Annotated in this window: 18 protein-coding genes; 6 read left to right on the top strand and 12 right to left on the bottom strand. The window is 65.3% G+C overall.

What is annotated here, in order from left to right:
- Window positions 1–204: 204 nt before the first annotated feature.
- Window positions 205–1,389 (bottom strand): ATP-grasp domain-containing protein, encoded by a 1,185-nt coding sequence (locus HH308_RS14990; protein WP_170195018.1) that lies wholly within the window; start codon window positions 1,387–1,389, stop codon window positions 205–207.
- A 132-nt stretch (window positions 1,390–1,521) separates the two neighbouring features.
- Here HH308_RS14990 and HH308_RS14985 point away from each other — a divergent pair, with 132 nt between their 5' ends.
- Genes HH308_RS14985 through HH308_RS14975 form a run of 3 tightly spaced genes read left to right on the top strand, consistent with a single transcriptional unit; the run spans window position 1,522 to window position 3,981 of the window.
- The gene (locus HH308_RS14985; RefSeq protein ID WP_170195017.1) at window positions 1,522–2,610 is read left to right on the top strand and encodes a DMT family transporter; all 1,089 of its coding nucleotides are present in this window, start codon (window positions 1,522–1,524) and stop codon (window positions 2,608–2,610) included.
- Between the two features lie 13 nt (window positions 2,611–2,623).
- Complete coding sequence (locus tag HH308_RS14980; RefSeq protein ID WP_170195016.1) at window positions 2,624–3,523, top strand: SCO6745 family protein; 900 nt, start codon at window positions 2,624–2,626, stop codon at window positions 3,521–3,523.
- Window positions 3,520–3,981 carry a nuclear transport factor 2 family protein gene (locus tag HH308_RS14975; RefSeq protein ID WP_170195015.1) on the top strand — a complete coding sequence of 154 codons (462 nt, stop codon included), beginning with the start codon at window positions 3,520–3,522 and terminating at the stop codon, window positions 3,979–3,981. The genes HH308_RS14980 and HH308_RS14975 overlap by 4 nt, the downstream gene beginning before the upstream one ends.
- Before the next feature lie 24 nt (window positions 3,982–4,005).
- Here the strand turns inward: HH308_RS14975 and HH308_RS14970 are convergent, their stop codons facing one another.
- The 8 genes from HH308_RS14970 to HH308_RS14935 form a co-directional block, all read right to left on the bottom strand.
- A complete protein-coding gene (locus HH308_RS14970) occupies window positions 4,006–5,658 on the bottom strand; it encodes an ABC transporter family substrate-binding protein (protein ID WP_170195063.1) in 1,653 nt (550 codons plus the stop codon).
- Window positions 5,659–5,660: 2 nt separating this feature from the next.
- Entirely contained in the window at window positions 5,661–7,754 is a 2,094-nt protein-coding gene (locus HH308_RS14965) for a dipeptide ABC transporter ATP-binding protein (RefSeq protein WP_170195014.1), read from the bottom strand.
- Entirely contained in the window at window positions 7,751–8,764 is a 1,014-nt protein-coding gene (locus HH308_RS14960) for an ABC transporter permease (RefSeq protein ID WP_170195013.1), read from the bottom strand. The genes HH308_RS14965 and HH308_RS14960 overlap by 4 nt, the downstream gene beginning before the upstream one ends.
- Window positions 8,765–9,763 (bottom strand): ABC transporter permease, encoded by a 999-nt coding sequence (locus HH308_RS14955; RefSeq protein WP_170195012.1) that lies wholly within the window; start codon window positions 9,761–9,763, stop codon window positions 8,765–8,767.
- A gap of 76 nt (window positions 9,764–9,839) precedes the next feature.
- A complete protein-coding gene (locus tag HH308_RS14950) occupies window positions 9,840–10,220 on the bottom strand; it encodes an SHOCT domain-containing protein (RefSeq protein ID WP_170195011.1) in 381 nt (126 codons plus the stop codon).
- A gap of 492 nt (window positions 10,221–10,712) precedes the next feature.
- Window positions 10,713–11,681, bottom strand: coding sequence for an L-histidine N(alpha)-methyltransferase (egtD, locus tag HH308_RS14945; RefSeq protein ID WP_170195010.1), 969 nt, complete (start codon window positions 11,679–11,681; stop codon window positions 10,713–10,715).
- Window positions 11,678–12,922 carry an ergothioneine biosynthesis protein EgtB gene (gene egtB, locus HH308_RS14940; RefSeq protein WP_170195009.1) on the bottom strand — a complete coding sequence of 415 codons (1,245 nt, stop codon included), beginning with the start codon at window positions 12,920–12,922 and terminating at the stop codon, window positions 11,678–11,680. The genes egtD and egtB overlap by 4 nt, the downstream gene beginning before the upstream one ends.
- 92 nt (window positions 12,923–13,014) lie before the next feature.
- A complete protein-coding gene (locus HH308_RS14935; RefSeq protein WP_246284618.1) occupies window positions 13,015–13,587 on the bottom strand; it encodes a TetR family transcriptional regulator in 573 nt (190 codons plus the stop codon).
- A gap of 130 nt (window positions 13,588–13,717) precedes the next feature.
- Between HH308_RS14935 and HH308_RS14930 the strand changes: the two genes are divergently transcribed.
- Window positions 13,718–14,653: an oxygenase MpaB family protein gene (locus HH308_RS14930; protein ID WP_170195007.1), complete on the top strand. Its 936-nt coding sequence runs from the start codon at window positions 13,718–13,720 to the stop codon at window positions 14,651–14,653.
- 31 nt (window positions 14,654–14,684) lie between these two features.
- Complete coding sequence (locus HH308_RS14925; RefSeq protein ID WP_170195006.1) at window positions 14,685–15,413, top strand: Clp protease N-terminal domain-containing protein; 729 nt, start codon at window positions 14,685–14,687, stop codon at window positions 15,411–15,413.
- A gap of 1 nt (window position 15,414) precedes the next feature.
- On the opposite strand, the gene HH308_RS14920 is transcribed toward HH308_RS14925, so the two are convergent.
- Together HH308_RS14920 and HH308_RS14915 are read right to left on the bottom strand one after the other, a co-directional pair.
- Window positions 15,415–15,810 (bottom strand): DUF5709 domain-containing protein, encoded by a 396-nt coding sequence (locus tag HH308_RS14920; RefSeq protein ID WP_170195005.1) that lies wholly within the window; start codon window positions 15,808–15,810, stop codon window positions 15,415–15,417.
- 20 nt (window positions 15,811–15,830) lie between these two features.
- Window positions 15,831–16,742, bottom strand: a complete 912-nt coding sequence (locus HH308_RS14915; RefSeq protein ID WP_170195062.1) for a cation diffusion facilitator family transporter — start codon at window positions 16,740–16,742, stop codon at window positions 15,831–15,833.
- Between the two features lie 74 nt (window positions 16,743–16,816).
- Between HH308_RS14915 and HH308_RS14910 the strand changes: the two genes are divergently transcribed.
- Window positions 16,817–17,371 (top strand): hypothetical protein, encoded by a 555-nt coding sequence (locus tag HH308_RS14910; RefSeq protein WP_170195061.1) that lies wholly within the window; start codon window positions 16,817–16,819, stop codon window positions 17,369–17,371.
- Between the two features lie 173 nt (window positions 17,372–17,544).
- On the opposite strand, the gene HH308_RS14905 is transcribed toward HH308_RS14910, so the two are convergent.
- On the bottom strand, window positions 17,545–18,114 hold the full coding sequence (locus tag HH308_RS14905) for an HdeD family acid-resistance protein (protein WP_170195004.1): 570 nt from the start codon (window positions 18,112–18,114) through the stop codon (window positions 17,545–17,547).
- Between the last annotated feature and the right edge of the window lie 36 nt (window positions 18,115–18,150).

The following is an 18,150-nucleotide window of genomic DNA, read 5'->3' as shown; positions in this document are numbered from 1 at the left end:
GTTGCGGAGGGAGCTCCCCGCTGGTCGAGTCAGGATTCACCGACGGCAGGCCCCGTCCTGTGGTTGAGCCTGGATCCAGCGACGACGTCGGCGCAATTCACCTCATCTACTCGCACAAACCTCGCCAGCTCGGCGAGGTGTCTGCGAGTAAACAAGGTGAACGCGCGAGACTGCCCGGTCACACCAGCAGTACGTCGATCATCGCTAGTACCGTCGGCCGTCCCACTCGTGGTCGTGCATGAAGGCCTCGGCAAGCCCCACCTTGTACTTCATGCAGGTTCGCAGGATCGCCGCGTACGACGGCACCAGCATCACCGCCGGTCGCTCGTCGCCCTTGCGTGTGATAACGTCCTGGGCGCGCCGGAATTCCTTGGTGAATCCGCGCAGCGTGTTGTCCGGGTACGCCTCTTTGCGCCAACCGTAGAGAAGCATGCCGACGCCGATCATCTTGTCGACGTCGGGGTCGGGTTCGATGAGTTCCACGTTGCCCGCGGCGTCGACGTTGTCGCCGAAGAAGGCGCGGTCGACGCGATTGTGCTCGCGGAACATCATGATCCCACTCGTCGCGCGCGGGTTGCACTCGATGCAGCGCAGGCCGTCGTCGGGGTTGTCGATGAAGTCGAAGCCGATCTGCCCTGTGAAGTTGGTCTCAGCGACGATCTTGGTGACCCAGTCGAAGATGCCCGGATGCCGGGTCTCGGTGAACGTGAGGCACGACTTCCCGTCGATCGCGTAGCGCACCGGATAGGTGGCGTGCGCGTAGATCCTTCCCTCGTGACAGATCGAGTACGTGCAATAGCTCGTCCCCGACGTCCACTCCTGCGCCAGCCACTCGTTACCGTCCTCATAGACGGGGCTGGGCAGCGGCTGCCCCGGGACCACCTTGTAGATGTTCTGCGACCCGCGCGAATACGACTGCTTGAGCGCGAACGGCGCGCCGAAGTCGACGGCGGCGAGCTCGGCGTCGTTCGACACCGACGCGAAACCCAGCGTCGGCAGACCCATCTCGTCGAGTTTGCGCTGGAAGGAGACCTTGTTGTGCAGCGTGTCGAGGGTGGCGAAGTCGGTCAAAAACAACTTGACGGACGGGTCGAACAGGCCGACCATCATCGCCAGGATGTCGGTCTCCTCGTGGATGGGGATGACCAAGTCGACCCCCTCGTCGACGACGATCTGCGACAGTTTGCGGCAGTACGCCTGCGGTTCGAACTTCGGCGGCGGTACCTTGATGAACTTCGACGTCGCCTTCGAGTAGCGGCTCACCGTGATCGAGATGCTGTCGACGACGGTGACCCGATGTCCTGCGGCGGCCATCAGCCGCGACAACTCGAGAGTGAGGAACGAGCGCGCAAAGGTGATGAGTACGTGTTTTCCCTCGGAAGTATGCATCGGGGCAGAGTCTAACGCCGTCTGCGAGTATCCGAAGAATCACCCGTCGGCGGGAATATCCAGGTAAACGCCAGGGTTGATAATAACTACTATTGCTAAGAGTCAGATCGAGTCAAGGGGAGGTGAGCACTCATGTTCGTCATCGGCGTGATCGCAGCGAGCCTGGCGGCCGTCGCGTACGGCATGTCGACGGTTCTCCGCGCGCTTGGCGCTCGACGCACGGCTCAGGAAGCCCGTGAGCAGGGTCGTACCGACCAGCTCACCTCGACCGGCGGCCCGTCGGTCAACTCGACCGTGTCCACGTTCTTCGACCCGTCCTTCGTTCTCGGCACGCTGATGGTCGTGGTCGGCTTCGCCGGCGGTGCCATCGCCGCACGATTCCTCCCCCTGTTCCTGTCCCAGACCATCGTGTCGGCCAACCTCGTCGTCACCGCGCTGCTGGGCACGGTGCTGCTCGGCATCGTGCTGCACGCGCGCGACTGGATCGCGATCGGGATGGTCGTCGTATCGCTGTGCCTACTCGGCGCGGCATCGTCGCATTCGACTGGCGGCGGTGAGGAGCGCAGCTTCCACTGGGGCATGTTCGGCGCCACCGTCGTGCTCTGCGCGCTCGCGCTGTGGGCCGTCTACAAACTCGGCACGCGCGGTGCGATCGTCGGCGGCGCGGCAGCGGGACTGCTGTTCGGCGTGATCGCCATCGCGGTGCGTGTTCTCGACGGCGTCCATCCGCTCAATGTCTGGACGCTGCTGCTGGATCCAGCCGCGTGGACGATCGCCGTGGCCGGTGCCGTCGGCTTCTACGTGCAGACCGTCGCACTGCAACTCGGCGCCGTGAACGGTGTCACCGCGGTACTCGTCGTCGGCGAGACCGCCGGCCCGAGCCTCGTCGGGGTGGTGTTCCTGGGCGATACCGCGAAGTCGGGGTATGCGTGGCTGGCAGTCCTCGGATTCATCGGAGCATTCGTCGGCGCCGTCCTAGTCGCCTGGTACGGCTCGGTCGACGCCGATCACTTCGCCGAGGAGCCGCCACTCAAGGGTGGTTGGCGCCGCGGTCGCGAAGCCGCCGCGGAAGACGACGCGTCGCACATCGCAGAGTTGTTCTCCGACAGTACTTTTCAGTCGACCGCCCCACCGGAGACCGACGCCGGGACTACGCCTCCCGCTGATCGGGAACAATCGCCGACGGACCCGCGGAAGGTTGACAGTCGTCGGCGTTCATGACATCTGTTGAGGTATGACCTCATCCGACGCCGGAGCATCGCCTGCCGCAGTCGCCCGTCTCGCCTATCAAACCCTCGAGCCGTACCACGTTCTGGCGTATTTCAATCCCGGACTCGGTGACGCCCAGCGCGACACCGGCCTCGACGCGCACGCATTCTACGTCGGTGCGCGTGCCGGTGTGCTCGGCGAGTGCACGTCGTCGGCCGTCTCCGCGATGTTCTACAACTTTGCGCCGCAGATGATTTCGACGGCATGGGCCGCGGCACGCGACGTCGGGCTCCAGCGCGTGATGGCACGGCGTGAGCAGATGCTCGACGCGCAGTATCGGCAGATCCTCGGGGATCGGGTCAACGACGTCGAACTAGCCGAATTGGCCGCGTGGTACGGCAAGACCGTCGACGGACTCCCGATGAGCGGACGCCCGCTCGCCGCGGCGTGGGCGAGCACCGTCGTCCCCGACGCCGCGCACCTCGCACTGTGGCGACACCTCTCGGTGCTGCGCGAATGGCGCGGCGACCATCACATCGCGGCGCTGGTGCTGTACGGACTCGACGGCATCGACGCCGCGGCCCTACACGAAGCCGAACTCCCCGACCCCACCGTCGTGCGCCGGGCGTTGGGCATGAAGTTCTTTCTCATCAGCCGCGGGTGGTCGCAGGACGATTGGCAAGCGTCCATCGACCGGCTCGTCGAGCGCGGTCTCGCGCAGCGTACGGAGACCGGCCACCGACTGACCGACGCGGGGTTCGCCCTGTACAACGCCGTCGAGCTGCGCACCGACAATGCGACAGCGGCCGCCTGGACGGCGCCCGAGGCAACCGAAATCATCACTCGCACAAGGCCTTACGTCAAGGCAATCCTCGACGCCGGCGTTCTGCCCGGCACTCGCAAGAAAGAAGCTCCCACCCAGTGACCGACTCGCTCTACGCCGATATCGCCGCCATCAAGGCCAACAAGTATCGCTACCTGCGTGCATTGGACACCAAGGACTGGGACACCTTTTCCGACACGTTGACCGAGGATGCGACCGGCAACTACGGGGAGTTGAATTTGACGAGTCGCAGCGAAATCGTCGCGTTCATGCGCAAGAACATGGGCCCGCGGATGGTCAGCGAGCACCGCGTCGCACATCCGGAAATCGACGTCGACGGCGATACCGCAACCGGCCGTTGGTATCTGCAGGACAAGGTGATCGTCGCCGAGATGAATTTCATGCTCGTCGGCGCCGCGTTCTACGCCGACACCTATCGTCGGACCGACGACGGCTGGCGCATCAGCTCCACCGGCTACGACCGAACCTACGAATTGTCGGTGCCGTTGAACGAACTGCCCGGATTCAACCTGAAAGTCGGGCCCGCGGTCCGGTTGTAGACCGAAGTGGCGTGGTGCCGCTGCCTACTTCTCCCACCCGATGTTCTCGACCGGGCCGATGTAGAACAGGCCGGCGCCGTAATTCGCCAGCCCGTGTTTGACGGCGACCATCTGCGGGCCGTTGAACAGCGGGAGGTCGGAGTACTGCGCAAAAGCCTTGCGCTCGACGATGTTTCCGGCCTTGATCTGTTCGGCTGGGTCGGCGATGGTGGCGACGCGGGCGATCTCGGCGTCGAGTTCGCGGGAGCCGGCGCCCGCCTTGTTCAGCTGCGACCCCTTGCACCAGACCTGGCAGAAATAGGCCATGCCATACGGGTCGCTGGATGCGAACCCCATCATGAACAAGTCGAACTCTTTGTTGATGATCACCTTGGAGAAGTCGGAGCTGGGCCGCACGACGATGTCGACTTTGACGCCGATCTGGGCCAGCATCGCCTGAAGCGCGCGCACGATGTTGGTGATCGCCGGAGAGTCGCCGAGAATCGGAAGGCTCACTTCGAGCGCGGCGCCGCCGCGGCGTCGGATCCCATCGTCACCCGGCGTCCATCCCGCCTGATCGAGCAGAGCGCGGGCCTTCGCCTGATCGTAGGTGATCGACGCACTGACGTTGTCCTCGTAGCCGGGCTGAAATGCGTACAGCGATAACGACCCCGGCAGCGGCTCGGAATAGTTGAGTCCGGTGAACCGGATGCGGGCCAGGGTGGCGCGATCGATGCCGCGCAGCAGCGCCTCGCGGACCCGGATGTCGCGCAGGACCGGGGTATCGAGGTTCACGACCAACAACGACTGCTGCGGGGTCGCCGACGTCCGGATGTCGACGTTCGACATCGTCAGCACGCGCGCCCGATTGTCCTTCGATCCGACGCCGATGGCGTCGATCTCGCCGTTGCTGAAGGCGTTGATCGCGGCCTGATCTTCCATCTGCCGGAACACCCGACGATCGAGTTTGCCCGGCTGGCCCCACCATTTGGGATTGCGCTCGAACACGACGACGCCGGCGTTGCGGTCGTACGACTTCACCACATACGGCCCCGCACCCCATTCATTGTGCGGCGCTTGCAGATACGCCTTGTTGAACAGATCGGGCGTATCCACCTTGGGATGGACGAGGATGTTGAACAACCCGTTCGGCCACGCCCACACCCCGTTGAACCGGACGATCGCTTGGCGGGCGTCACGTCCGGGCGTCACCGACGCGATGCGGTCGTAGCCGTCTGAGGCGCTGATCACGTAGTTGGCATCGGTCCCCCGGTTGATCCGCCAGGTGTTCTCGAACGCCCGCCAGTCGATGGGTGTTCCGTCGTTGTAGACGGCCTTCGGGTTGATCGTGTAGGTGACCTGGGTGTTGCCGTTGATCAGTTCGGTCCGGACGTCGGTCAGATAGTCGCGGTTGAACGAGTAGGTGCCATCCGGCGCGAAGAACGCCAAACTCGGGTTGTACCAACGCCACAGCGCCAACGTGTACGCGGTGCCGTCGGCGTGGAAGGTGTTCCACTGCGGACTCACTTCGACGATGGCGGTGGTCAGGCTGCCGCCGTCGCGCAGTTTGTCCCGCGGTTGGAAGTTCATCTGCGGCTGCGTGCTCGACGAACTCCCACCACCCGCGAGGTCGACCCCGCAACCGGCGACGAGCGCGATCGTCGCGGTGAATACGACGACGAGCCACCATCGCGACATCCTCATGCCTGCGCCCCCTGTTCGGACGAACCGAGTCCCGCGGCCGCATCATGCTCCGCGAAATGGCAGGCGAATGCGTGACTTCCGTTGTCCACCAGTAGTTCTGGCTCCTCTGACCGGCACCTCGACTGCTCGGCGTCGGCGAGCAGCGGCAGCAGTGGGCAGCGCCCGGCGAACGAACAACCGGCGACCGCGGCCCCGACGCCGGGGGCCTCGCCGCGCAACAAGACCGGTCGCCGACGACGCTGCACCGCCGGATCCGGTACCGGCACCGCGGACAGCAGGGCGCGAGTGTACGGATGCCTCGGCGTCACGAAAACCTCTGCGGCAGTACCGGTTTCGACGAACTTACCCCGGTACATCACAGCGATCCGATCGGCGATCTGCGCGACGACGGCGAGGTCGTGAGCCACCAGCAAGAAGGAGACACCCGTCCGATCCTGCAGGTCCTTGAGCAGATTGACCACTCCGGCCTGCACCGATACATCTAGCGCAGACAACGGCTCGTCGAGCACGATCAGCTTGGGCGACAACGCAAGTGCCCGGGCGATCGCGATGCGCTGACGTTGACCGCCGGAGAACGCCAGCGGAAAGCGATCGGCGTGCGCGGCGTCGAGTCCCACCTGTGCCATCAGCGCGCCCACCCGCCGGGACGTCTCCTGTTTGTCGATTCCCAAGGCGCGCAACGGTTCAGCGATGATGTCGTAAGCGGTGAAGCGGGGGTCGAGTGCCTGCGCCGGGTCTTGGAAGACCATCGACACACCGCGCCGCAGACCGCGTCGGGCCCGGTTGCTCAGCGTCGCCGGGTCGACGCCGTCGATACCGATCACGCCGGCGGGCTGGTCGAAGTTGACCAACTCGGTGACCGTCGTTGTCTTGCCGCTCCCGGACTCGCCGACGAGCGCAAACGTCTCCCCGGGCCGGATGTCGAAGCTGACGCCCGCGACCGCCGCAACGGTACCCACCCGCCGTTTGAGAATGCCCTCGGTCAGCGGGAATTCGCGCCGCAGCCTCGAGACAGTGACGATCGGTCCGCCAGATTCGGTCGAATCCTTCTGCCGCACAGTCTCTTCCATGCGCAGCGGGAAGATCAGCACCCCGCCGATCCGACCGTCGACGTCGACATCGGACGCGCGCACACATGCCACCGAATGCCCCGGCCCGACCTCCCGGAGCGCAGGTTCGGCCGCAGTGCACCGATCCTGCACCACCGGGCAGCGCGGCACGAATTGGCATCGATCGGCGACGTCGACGAGCAGTGGTGGTGCCCCCTCGATCGGTGTGAGACGTCCACCGGCGCCGATGTTTTCGACGTCGGCGCGCGGCACCGCACCGAGGAGGCCGATCGTGTAGGGCATACGCGGCCGACCGAACAGCTCGTCGACATCGGTCCGCTCGACGATCCGCCCGCCATACATCACCGCCACCTGATCGGCAGTCGCCGCCACGACGCCGAGATCGTGGGTGATGAGCATCAGCGCGGCGCCGGTTTCGCGTTGAGCAGTCTTGAGCAGCGCGAGAATCTGCGCGGCGATGGTGACGTCGAGAGCCGTCGTCGGCTCGTCGGCGATGATGACCGCGGGGTCGTTGGCGATCGCCATCGCGATCATCACCCGCTGCCGCATGCCGCCGGAGAGTTCGTGCGGATACGACCGCGCGCGACGCGCCGGATCGACGATCCCGACCAGATCGAGAAGTTCTTCGGCACGGCGCCACGCCGCCTGCTTCGACATCGAGCGATGGATCTGCAGCGCCTCGACGACCTGTGCGCCGACGGTGAACACCGGCGTCAACGACGACAGCGGATCCTGGAAGACCATCGAGATCTGTTGTCCGCGAACACGAGACAATTCCTTGTCGGTGCGCCCGATGAGCTCGTCACCGGCCAGCCGCACCGACCCGCGCACCGCGGCGGCGTCGGGCAGCAGGCCCATCGCGGCCAGTGCAGTCACCGACTTTCCCGACCCGGATTCGCCGACGACGGCGAGCGTCTGCCCGGCGTCGACCTCGAGGCTGACGCCGCGCACCGCCTGGACGAGACCGGCCTCGGTGTCGAAGTCGACGTGGAGGTCGGCGATGGTCAGGACCGGACTCATGAGCTCCCCTTCGCGTCGGCCCCGGCGGGTCGACGCCGCTTGGGCCGGCGAGAAGCATTGGGATCCAGCGCATCCCGCAAGCCGTCGGCGAGCAGCGTCATCGACACGGTCAACAGTGTCAGTGCGCCGGCCGGGAAGTAGAACAGCCACGGCGACGCCGCCAGCGTTCCCGCCCCGGACTGCAGCAGCGACCCCAGTGTGACGTCGGGGATCTTGACGCCGAGTCCGAGGAAGGACAAGCCGGTCTCAGCCAGCACGGTGGCCACGACACCCAGCGCGAAGTTGATCACCAGCAGCGAACCGAGGTTCGGAATGATGTGCCGCACAACGATTCTCCATGGCGGCTCACCGAGATACCGGGCGGCGGTCACGTAGTCGCGCGCCCGGATGGACTCCGCCAGCGAGAAAACGACCCGGGCCAGCATCATCCAGCCGGTCGCGATCAGCACGACGATCAGCCACCGCCAGTCTCCGCCGGTCTTGTTGGAGATCAATGCGAGGACCAGGAAGGTGGGCACCACCAGCAGCAGATAGCACAGGCCGAGGATCACCCGCTGCACCCAGCCACCGAAATACGCTGCCGTGCAACCGATCACCGCGGCGAGCGCCGTGGTGCCGATCGACACCGACAAGCCGATGATCAGCGAGCGCCCGAGACCGTGAATGACCTGCGCGTACAGGTCGTTTCCCGCATCGTTGGTACCGAACCAGTGCCCGTCGCCGGGCGGAAACCCGATCGCCAGGAAGTCGGTGTCGGTGTAGCTGTACCGGGTGAACAGCCCGCCGAAGATCGCGAAGAAGACGAGCACCGCGAAGACGATCAGACCGGCCAGCGCCGACCGGTTCCGGGCGAAGCGGCGGGCGATCAACCGCACCCGTCCCGACGGTCGGGTAGCGAGGGGCGCCCCGCCCGGGGCGAGTTCGCCCGCGGGCAACGCCTCGGCGCCGACGACGTTCACCGGCGTCGCCGTGGACTCGAACTGAGGTGATTCATGTTGCGGCGCAGACATTTACGCTGCACCTCCCCGGGCGATACGAACTCGCGGATCCAGATACACGACGACGACGTCGGCGAGGATCGCGCCGACGGCCGTCGCGAATGCGCCGAAAGCGGCCACCGCGACCGCCCCGTGGACGTCATTGGTTCCGATCGACGTCACGAAGTAGCGGCCCATCCCCTCCCATCCGAAGATCGTCTCGGTGATCACCGCGCCGGTGAACACCGCGGGCACCGCGAATGCGACGCCGACCGCGACCGGAATGATCGCCGTCCGCAGTGCGTGCCGCCGCACCGCCTTGGTTCGGGTGAGGCCCTTGGCCCGCGCGGTCCGCACGAAGTCCGCATTGATGGTGTCCAGCAACAGTGTTCGCTGCAGGAAGTGCAAGCCCGCGTACTGCACGACGACGAGGGTGACAGTCGGCAGGATCAGGTGCGCGACGCGGTCGGTCAGCACCGGCCAGAACCCGTGGACGTCGATGCTCGACGCCCCGGACACGAAGAAGACGGTGTCACCGGTTCCCTGGTTGATCGCGATGCCGATGAGCACGACGGCGAGGCCGGCGACGGCGACCGGAATGTTGATCATCACGATCGAGACCAGCTGCCAGGCCCGATCGGCCAGTTTGTATTGCCGCAGCGCGGTGTACACGCCGAGCCCGATGCCCAGCACGGTCGCGATCACCGTCGCTCCCGCGACCAGCTGCACCGACGACCAGATACGGAAGGACACCTGCTCGTTGACGCTCACGCCGACCGGCGTCGTTCCCCAATTCCAGTGAAAGAGTATGCCCGACAACCAATTCCACCAGCGTTCGAGAATCGGCGTCTTGTCGTTGAGATTGTAGGAGTTCAGCGTCGTGTCGACCACCGACTCGGGAAGCGGGGGGCGTCGGGCCGCATAGTTGGACCGTGGGTCGAGAAAGGCACTGGCTAGGAAGAAGGCGAGATTTGTCGCAATGAAGACCAGCGCCGCCCACGACGCCACTCGCTTTGCGACATATGCGATCACAGCGGCGAGAATAGCAGCGGGCGCCCGCTACGGTGAGGTAACGGGCGCCCGTACGACTGGCTAACGATCGATGAGGTCAGCTCAACGCCTTGGCCTTGAGCGTGTCGAACTCCTCCTGGGTGATCGCACCGGATTCCAACAGCGCCTTCGCGTCAGCGATCTGCTGCGCCGGGCTGTGGCCCGCGACGTTCTTGATGTATGCGTCCGACTGTTCCTTCGCCTCGTCGTACGCCGCCTTCTCACGGTGCGCCATGCCCGAGCCGTTGATCAGCAGGTAGACGATGGCGGTCAAATACGGCAGAACGATCAGGAAGATGATCCAAATGGCCTTCGCGAATCCGGACGTCTTCTTGTTCCGGAAAAGGTCGGTGACGATGTGCCAGAGCACGATGAGGTAGGCGACGAACGCGAAGATCACGATCGTATGCCAGAAAAATCCCCAGACTGTATCCCACATGACGAGCTCCTTCGAACGACTCGGCACCATGCCGAGTCGGCATGGCAATAGTATTGGCTCGCTCCGCTCGCAGTGCTGCGGGCGCTGATCTCGCGCTCTTCCCTCCTCACTCGCAGCACCGCGATGCCATCAGTACCACCTCACTCAGTGGTACGAGCATCGCGACGCTACTCCTTCGTCAGTCCAGAGCGCGACGCGCCCGCAATAGTATTGGCTCGCTCCGCTCGCAGCGCTGCAGGCGCTGATCTCGCGCTCTTCCCTCCTCACTCGCAGCACCGCGATGCCATCAGTACCACCTCACTCAGTGGTACGAGCATCGCGACGCTACTCCTTCGTCAGTCCAGAGCGCGACGCGCCCGCAGCAGTATTGGCTCGCTCCGCTCGCAGCGCTGCAGGCGCTGATCTCGCGCTCTTCCCTCCTCACTCGCAGCACCGCGATGCCATCGGTACCACCTCACTCAGTGGTACGAGCATCGCGACGCTACTCCTTCGTCAGTCCAGAGCGCGACGCGCCCGCAGCCCCACCAACATCACGACGAAGTCGCCGTGCGAATCGGTCCACGAGTCCTGCTCGGTCAACCCGGCCGACGCCAATTCCCCGCCGAGCGCGCCGACGTCGAATTTAGTGCTTATCTCCGTGAGCACCTCGGTTCCCCGCGGCAGGTGCCAATCGCGGTTCAGCGCGGCGAAATGCGCGTCGACGTCGCGCCGGGCGCGCAGCCACATCTCGATCCGATGTTCGCGCGGATTCCACCGTGCGATGTGATCGAAGTCGTCGGCGTAGAGTCCGGTCGCGTTCAGCGACGTTCGCAACACTTCGACGATGTTGCGATTGAAATCGGCTGTCACCCCGGCTTTGTCGTCGTAGGCGGCCACGAGTCGACCGGTGTCTTTGACGAGGTCGGCACCGAGTAGGAAGAAATCGCCCGGATTCAGCGCCGCAGCGATACGCGCGAAGAAATCGGCGCGACCGCCGGCGTCGAAGTTGCCGATGGTGCCGCCGAGGAACATCGCGAGTCGCGGCCCGTCCGACGGCGGAAGTTCGAGCGGGCGGGTGAAGTCGGCGAGCAGCGGTTCGACGTCGACCGTCGGGTAATCCGCCGACAGCTCCCGCGCGGCTTGCACCAAGACCTCGGCGCTCACATCGATCGGCACATAGCTCAGCGATCGTCCCTTCGCCGCCGCGCGGTCGGCGAAGGCGGTCAACACCAACCGGGACTTCGTCGATGTGCCCGAACCGAATTCGGCTACCAGGGTGGCATCGGTGCGCTGTGCGATGTCGACGCTGTGGGCGGCGAGTATCTCCGTCTCACGTCGAGTCGGGTAGTACTCGGGCAGGCGGGTGATCTCGTCGAAGAGTTTGCTGCCCCGCTCGTCGTAGAGCCATTTCGTCGGAAGCGTCGGCGGGTTGTTCCACAGGGTCGCGGCGTCGGCGATCAGTCCGGCGTCGAGTGCGGTCATCGGGCCAACCGCAGCCCGGTGAAGGCCCACCGCGACGATGCCGGAAAGAAGTTCCGGTAGGTGATGCGCTCGTGGCCGGCCGGCGTGACGGCGCTCGCTCCGCGGAGCACGTGTTGGTCGGACATGAACTTGCCGTTGTATTCGCCCACCGCACCGTTGGCCGGGACGAATCCCGGATAGGGCAGATACGCGGACGCGGTCCATTCCCACACGTCCCCGACCATCGCCTGGCCCGCCGGACCGGGGTGACAACGCGCGGGATCGAGGAGTTGGCCGCGCCTGGACTCCGAATCGGTTGCGGCGACTTCCCATTCGAATTCGGTGGGCAGTCGGGCACCCGCCCAGCGCGCGTAGGCGTCGGCCTCGTAGAAGGACACGTGCAGCACCGGTTCGTCGAGGACGATGGGACGCCGGCCGGACAGGGTGAACGTCGTCGACGACGCCGGGTCGTCGGGGTTGTATTCCCAGTATTCCGGTGCGGCCCAGCCTGTTTCGTTGACAGTGGCCCAACCATCGGACAACCACAGGTCGGCGCGGCGGTAGCCGTCGTCGGCGATGAACTCCAGCCAGTCGGCGTTTGTGACTGCGCGCGAGGCGATTTCGGCGCCGGTGAGGTACACGGTGTGCCGCGGCCCCTCGTTGTCGTAGGCGAAGGCGGGTGCCCCGTCGGATCCGATCTGCTGCAATCCCGTTGCGATCGACCGCCAGGTGATCGACTCCGCGGCACCGGATGATTCGATCGGCCGGTCGACATAAACGGGTTCGAAAGCATTGCGCGACAACAGATGTTTGAGATCCATGAGAATCAACTCTTGATGCTGCTGCTCGTGATTGCAGCCCAATTCGATCAGCGCACAAGCAGATTCGTCCAGATCGCCACGTTGGAGCAGATCGATCAACGCGGCGTCGACGTGCTCGCGGTAGCGCGTGATGTCGTCGATGCCCGGCCGCGTGACGAGCCCGCGGTCGGGGCGGGGATGGCGTGCGCCGACGGCCTCGTAGTAGCTGTTGAACAAGTAGCGATAGGTGTCGTCGTAGACGGCGTAGCCCGGTTGCGCCCAGAGAATGAACTCTTCGAAGAACCAAGTGACATGTGCGCGATGCCATTTCACCGGGCTGGCGGCGGTCATCGACTGCGGTGTCTGATCCTCGGCCGACAGGGTCGCGGTCAGCGTATCGGTCAGCGCCCGCACCGAGGTGAACCTGTCGAGTAGTGGATGCGGCGGTGCAACGGTGCTCATGACACTCCCAGAGTTGACGGCATGATCAGAGTTGACGGCATGAATCAGGGCCGACGTCCACCGTATGCGCAATCCCGATCAGCGACAACCGATCACGCGTCGACCGCCTCCAGCAACGCCGCGACCGGCGCGAATGCCGCGGCGAAGCGCTCGGGCGGGTAGTCGTCGGGCTGGGCGAGGGTTGTTCTGGCGGCCCATTCGAGCATGCCGACGATCATCTCGGCGACAAGCTGCGCATCCGCATCGCGAGCGCGGCGCCGCACCGCCGCGGCGATTCGCTCGACGATCCGATTGCGGACGGCGTCACGCGCGGCATGGAATTCGGCGGGCATCCCGGTGACCGGCATGACGATGCAGAACCATCGCGCGGGAGCCTCGTGTACCGCGCGCAGAAAGCGCTCGACGAATACCGGAAGGTCGGCACCGAGGACGGCGTCCACGTCGCCGCTCACGACATCCGCGGCCTGTTTGGCGGCGGCCGCGCTCTCGCGGTCGAGCAGCGCAGCCAACAGCGCCGCCCGGTCGGCGAATACGCCGTACACGACGGGCCTGGTCACGTCGGCGCGCGCGGCGACGGAGCCCATGGTGACCGCGGCGTGACCGTCGGACACGACGATTGCCAGCGCGGCGTCGAGCAACTGATCTCGACGCTGCTCGATCGACATCCGTGCAGCGTAGGGGCGTCGTGGCGCCATCTCGACTTCCTCTCCGAACCCGAACCTCTTGACCTTCCCCGATCAAAGATACATGGTTGTAGTAATTAGCTACATAGGTGTAGCAATCAGGAGGACATCGATGAGTTCCACACCCGCAACCCGACCGCCGCTGCGCGTCAACGACTACGGCTTCTTCGGTCCCGATTCACAATCCTGGAAGATCTGGACCTCGCCGACCGCGGTCATCGGCTTCCAGCGTTCGGTGGTTCTCGAGCATTTCGACCCGTTTCTCGCTGCGGCAGTTGCCGATTCGCAAGGCATCTACCGCAAGCCCGCGGTCCGACTCGACCACACGCTCGCCTACTTCCTCACCGTGGCAGTCGGCGACGCGCAACGGGCGCTCTACGAGTCCGAACACTTGATGAAGATCCACGCCGCGATGACCGGGATCGAACCGATCTCGGGCAGGCGATTCGCCGCGAACAACCCCGCGTCGCAGCTCTGGATTCACGTCACCGGCTGGCATTCGGTGCTCAAATGCTACGAGATGTTCGGGCCCGGCCCGTTGACCCCCGAGGAGGAGTCCGAATACTGGCGCGAATGCGTGATCGCGGCGCAGCTGCAGACCTGCAAGCCGTCCGACGTCCCGACCAGCCGCGCCGAGGTTCGCGAGTACTTCGCCCGAGTGCGGCCGCAACTGTGCACCTCGCAGGTGGCGCTGCGCGGCATGCACTACCTGCTGCGCACCGACTACGACCTCGGCGGCGCACGCTTCTGGCTGGCCAGTCGCGCACTCGCGCCGATCTCGATCGCGACGCTACCCAAGTGGATGCGCCAGGCCGGCGGCTTCGACCAGTCCGCTGCGCTCGATCGTGTCGCGACGCTGGCCGCACGCATCGGTGTCGCCGCCACCCGCAATCCGATCGTCGCCGAACGCATGATCGGCCTCGTGGCGCCGATGACCGGCCAGACGCTGCGCGAACATCGCCGCAGCCCGATTCCCGCCTTCCCACATGTGGTGACACCGAGCGAGGCTCGATCAGGGAAAGTCGTCACAGCGTCAACCGCCAGTTGACGATCCGACTTCGTCAACCTACAGTTGACGCATGACAGAGACAACGAAGAAGAACCTGACCGGAGTGCGCCTCGGCGACCTCATCGAGACCATCGGGAAAGTCCACGACGACCCCCTCGAACAACTGACCGACGCCGTGCTCGCCGGCGAGCATCTCGGCGAGATCGCCGACGCGCTGATCGGTCACTTCGTCGACCAGGCGCGCCGCGCGGGGGCGTCGTGGACGGCCATCGGCACGTCGATGGGCGTCAGCAAGCAGGCCGCGCAGAAGCGGTTCGTCGGACAGACGCCCAGCGCCCCCGACGACGCGGCGTCGAATCCGTTCGCGCGCTTCACACCTCGCGCCCGCAACGCGGTGGTGACGGCTCACAATCTGGCCGTCGAAGAGTCGGCGGAGTTCGTGTCGCCGTCGCATCTGACCCGCGGCGTGCTGGACGAGGATCAGTCGCTCGGCGTCCTCGCGCTGAGCGGTCTCGGCGTCGACCTACCCGCCCTCGATGAATCGTTGAAGCCCACGTCTCCCGGCGACGCTACGCAGGCGCGCGCGTTCATCCCCTATGACGACGCGGCGAAATCCGTACTGGAGCAGACAGTTCAGGTCGCGCTGCGGCTGGGCCACAACTACGTCGGGACCGAGCATCTGCTGATCGCGGCATTCGACGACCCCGACGTCGGACCGGCACTCAATTCTGCTGGCGTACAAAAGGATTCATTCGAGAAGGCGATACTCGACCAGCTGGCCGAACTCACCAAGAAGTAGGCTATTCGGCGCCCTCGTCGACATAGTGGACCGCGGCTTCCTCGGCGGAGGCCGCGGCTCCGTCGATGCCGACGTCGGAGGCCAGCAATTCCGATTCGGAGTCTTCGCCGACCCCTTCGTCGGGTGCGACCAGTCGACCGGCCCGCGCTCCTGCGCTGCCCGCAAGCGGTGCGACCGGGTCGAATTCGCTGATGTCGGGTTCTTCCTCGGCAAGCCGTTGATCCAGGGTCTCCTGACCGTCGAGCAGTCCCTGCCGCACCGCCCACGGCTCCCGATCCGGCGGCGAGTAGCCCTCGTCGAGAACATCGTCGACGCCCAGCTGCTCCAGAGTGTCCTCCGGCTGCAACTGGTCGTCGTCGTCGACGTCGTAGTCGGTGCCGCCGATGTCGTCAGTCATGGCCCAAGTCTGCCACGCGGTCAGCGGCGCCATGACTCATACGAGCGCGGATCCTCGACCGGCTCCAGGTGGATCGTGATGATCAGATCTTCGACGGCGTCGCGCATCGACTCCTCCACCTGCTCGACGAGGTCGTGGCCGGCGCGCACCGACCAGTCGCCGGGCACCAGCATGTGCAGCTGGACGAATCGTTGGTGGCCGGCCGCACGAGTCCGCACGTCGTGGAAGTCGATGCCGTCGCCGCGGAAGTGCTCGAGCACCGCTTCGATGTCGGCGACATCGGCGTCGGGCAACGCGGTGTCCATCAGACCCGCGGTCGATTCGGCGACCAGCCGCCACCCGACGACGATGATGTTGACCGCCACCGCGAGCGCGATGATCGGGTCGAGCCGCTGCCATCCGGTCAGTCCGACGATGACGATTCCGACGATGACGCCGACCGTCGTCGCGACGTCGGTGAGCAGGTGTTTGCCGTCCGCGGTGAGCGTGATCGACCGGTGAGTTCGTCCGGCGCGCAACAGAACCCACGCGACTCCGGCGTTCACGACGATGGACAGCGCCGAGATCGCGACACCGATCCCGATGGACTCGACGTCACGCGGGTTGATCAACCGGTCGACGGCGGTGGCGATGATGAACAGCGCGGCCACCACGATCATCACGCCCTCGACGACCGCGGAGAAATACTCGGCCTTGGAATGCCCGAAGTTGTGGTCGTCGTCGGGCGGGCGCGCGGCCACGCGCAAGGCGAACAGCGCGACGACCGCGGCGACGAGATTGACCGTCGACTCGGCGGCGTCGGAGAGCAGTCCGACCGAACCGGTGAGGTACCAGGCGCCCACTTTCAATGCGATGGTGACGATCGCGGCTGCGATCGAGAGCCACGCGAATCGCACCAGACTGGCACGCGGATCCGAACCACCGAGGGTCATGAGTCCATCTTTCACCGTCGAAAACTGTTCGTCGAACCACTGCGAAGCGCCCGCCGCACAGCCAGAATGACATGATGATCGAAGAGATGCAGGCCGACGCCGACGAACTCGAAGCTCACGGCGAGTACGTGCACGCACTCGCCGAATACTCGGTCCTTCGCGAGATCCGCGGACGACGCGAAGGACCATACTCCCCCATGTATCTCGCGAACCTGCACTCCTGCGTGCGCTGCATGTACCACCTGGAGTTGTGGTCGGACAGCATGCCGCTCTGTAAAGAGTTGCACGGCAAGTACATTCGTACGCATGGTCGGGCCCAGCAGGACACCGTGGAGGTGGCCAAGCTGTGGGCCTGGGCGATGCTGCACGTCGGTCAGCTGCCGCCGGCGCTGACGCTGTATCTGTCTACCGCCGACGCCCTGTGGGACGACGACCCGATGTCGGCCCGCAGGTTGATCGGCGCCGTCGCCGCGCACCGCGTCGAGGTGAACCCGACACCACTGATCGACGCCGCCGCCCTGCGGCATTCGCTGGAAGTGGTCTCCACCCTCAACGATCTGATCGAGTCCGTGGCCGCCGACGCATCGTCGGCGAAGGCGGCCCTGACCGTCGATGGGCTCCAGTTGTAGTCGGGCTGTGTCGCGAACGTCCCCCTCACGCATGTCGAAGGGCAATGCTCCCTCCACCACCTGTGACGGGGACGCGAACTCACCGCTCCCCGGTCAGACAGACCGCTCGACCCTCGCGATGAACGAGCGGACCGTCGCCGAGTCGGGTGCGGCCAAGTTGGTTCTCAGCAAAGCTATTCCGGCGTCGCGTCGACCTTCTTCGGCAGTGTGAACAGGCTCGCGATGCTCACCGCGATGAGCATGATCGCACCGACCCACAGGAAGGTCACCAGCGCCAGACCGGGCATCGCGATCATCACGACACCGGCGATGATCGAGATGATTCCCGACAGCACCAGCAGCGCGGTCGGGGCGTGCTTTGCGCCGCTGCCGATGGCGAACAATTCGCCGACGCCCTGCATCAGCCAGCCGACGCCGATGAATACTGCGAGCAGGTAGAGCGACTCGGCAGGGTGGAACAGCGCGACGATGCCGACCGCGAGAATCGCAACGCCCAAGACTCCCAACAGGATTCGCCATCCCGCCGACAGGAACGACGCGACCGCGGCCTGGTAGATGCGCATCAATCCGGTGAAGATCAGCGAAAGCCCGAACAGCAGCGCGGCGACGTGCAGAGTTGCCTTGGGCCACACCAGAATCGCCACGCCCAGCGCGATGCCCAGAATCGACGTCACGATGATCGTGGTGCGCACCATATTGATCAGCTCGGCGGGATACTGCCGAACATTGATTGCGAATGTCATGCCCGAAGCCTAAACCGGACGAACGACGCGCGCCCG

Source organism: Gordonia asplenii, assembly GCF_012933505.1.
Lineage (GTDB): Bacteria > Actinomycetota > Actinomycetes > Mycobacteriales > Mycobacteriaceae > Gordonia > Gordonia asplenii.
The sequence above is the reverse complement of the archived record's forward strand: the minus strand, read 5'-3'. Positions and strand labels throughout refer to the sequence as shown.

Bases quoted from the DNA above. Each gene is read 5' to 3' on its own strand.
- HH308_RS14990 (WP_170195018.1), bottom strand. From the start codon at position 1,389: ATGCATACTTCCGAGGGAAAACACGTACTCATCACCTTTGCGCGCTCG.
- HH308_RS14985 (WP_170195017.1), top strand. From the start codon at position 1,522: ATGTTCGTCATCGGCGTGATCGCAGCGAGCCTGGCGGCCGTCGCGTAC.
- HH308_RS14980 (WP_170195016.1), top strand. From the start codon at position 2,624: ATGACCTCATCCGACGCCGGAGCATCGCCTGCCGCAGTCGCCCGTCTC.
- HH308_RS14970 (WP_170195063.1), bottom strand. From the start codon at position 5,658: ATGTCGCGATGGTGGCTCGTCGTCGTATTCACCGCGACGATCGCGCTC.
- HH308_RS14965 (WP_170195014.1), bottom strand. From the start codon at position 7,754: ATGAGTCCGGTCCTGACCATCGCCGACCTCCACGTCGACTTCGACACC.
- HH308_RS14960 (WP_170195013.1), bottom strand. From the start codon at position 8,764: ATGTCTGCGCCGCAACATGAATCACCTCAGTTCGAGTCCACGGCGACG.
- HH308_RS14950 (WP_170195011.1), bottom strand. From the start codon at position 10,220: ATGTGGGATACAGTCTGGGGATTTTTCTGGCATACGATCGTGATCTTC.
- egtD (WP_170195010.1), bottom strand. From the start codon at position 11,681: ATGACCGCACTCGACGCCGGACTGATCGCCGACGCCGCGACCCTGTGG.
- egtB (WP_170195009.1), bottom strand. From the start codon at position 12,922: ATGAGCACCGTTGCACCGCCGCATCCACTACTCGACAGGTTCACCTCG.
- HH308_RS14935 (WP_246284618.1), bottom strand. From the start codon at position 13,587: ATGTCGATCGAGCAGCGTCGAGATCAGTTGCTCGACGCCGCGCTGGCA.
- HH308_RS14930 (WP_170195007.1), top strand. From the start codon at position 13,718: ATGAGTTCCACACCCGCAACCCGACCGCCGCTGCGCGTCAACGACTAC.
- HH308_RS14925 (WP_170195006.1), top strand. From the start codon at position 14,685: ATGACAGAGACAACGAAGAAGAACCTGACCGGAGTGCGCCTCGGCGAC.
- HH308_RS14920 (WP_170195005.1), bottom strand. From the start codon at position 15,810: ATGACTGACGACATCGGCGGCACCGACTACGACGTCGACGACGACGAC.
- HH308_RS14915 (WP_170195062.1), bottom strand. From the start codon at position 16,742: ATGACCCTCGGTGGTTCGGATCCGCGTGCCAGTCTGGTGCGATTCGCG.
- HH308_RS14910 (WP_170195061.1), top strand. From the start codon at position 16,817: ATGATCGAAGAGATGCAGGCCGACGCCGACGAACTCGAAGCTCACGGC.
- HH308_RS14905 (WP_170195004.1), bottom strand. From the start codon at position 18,114: ATGACATTCGCAATCAATGTTCGGCAGTATCCCGCCGAGCTGATCAAT.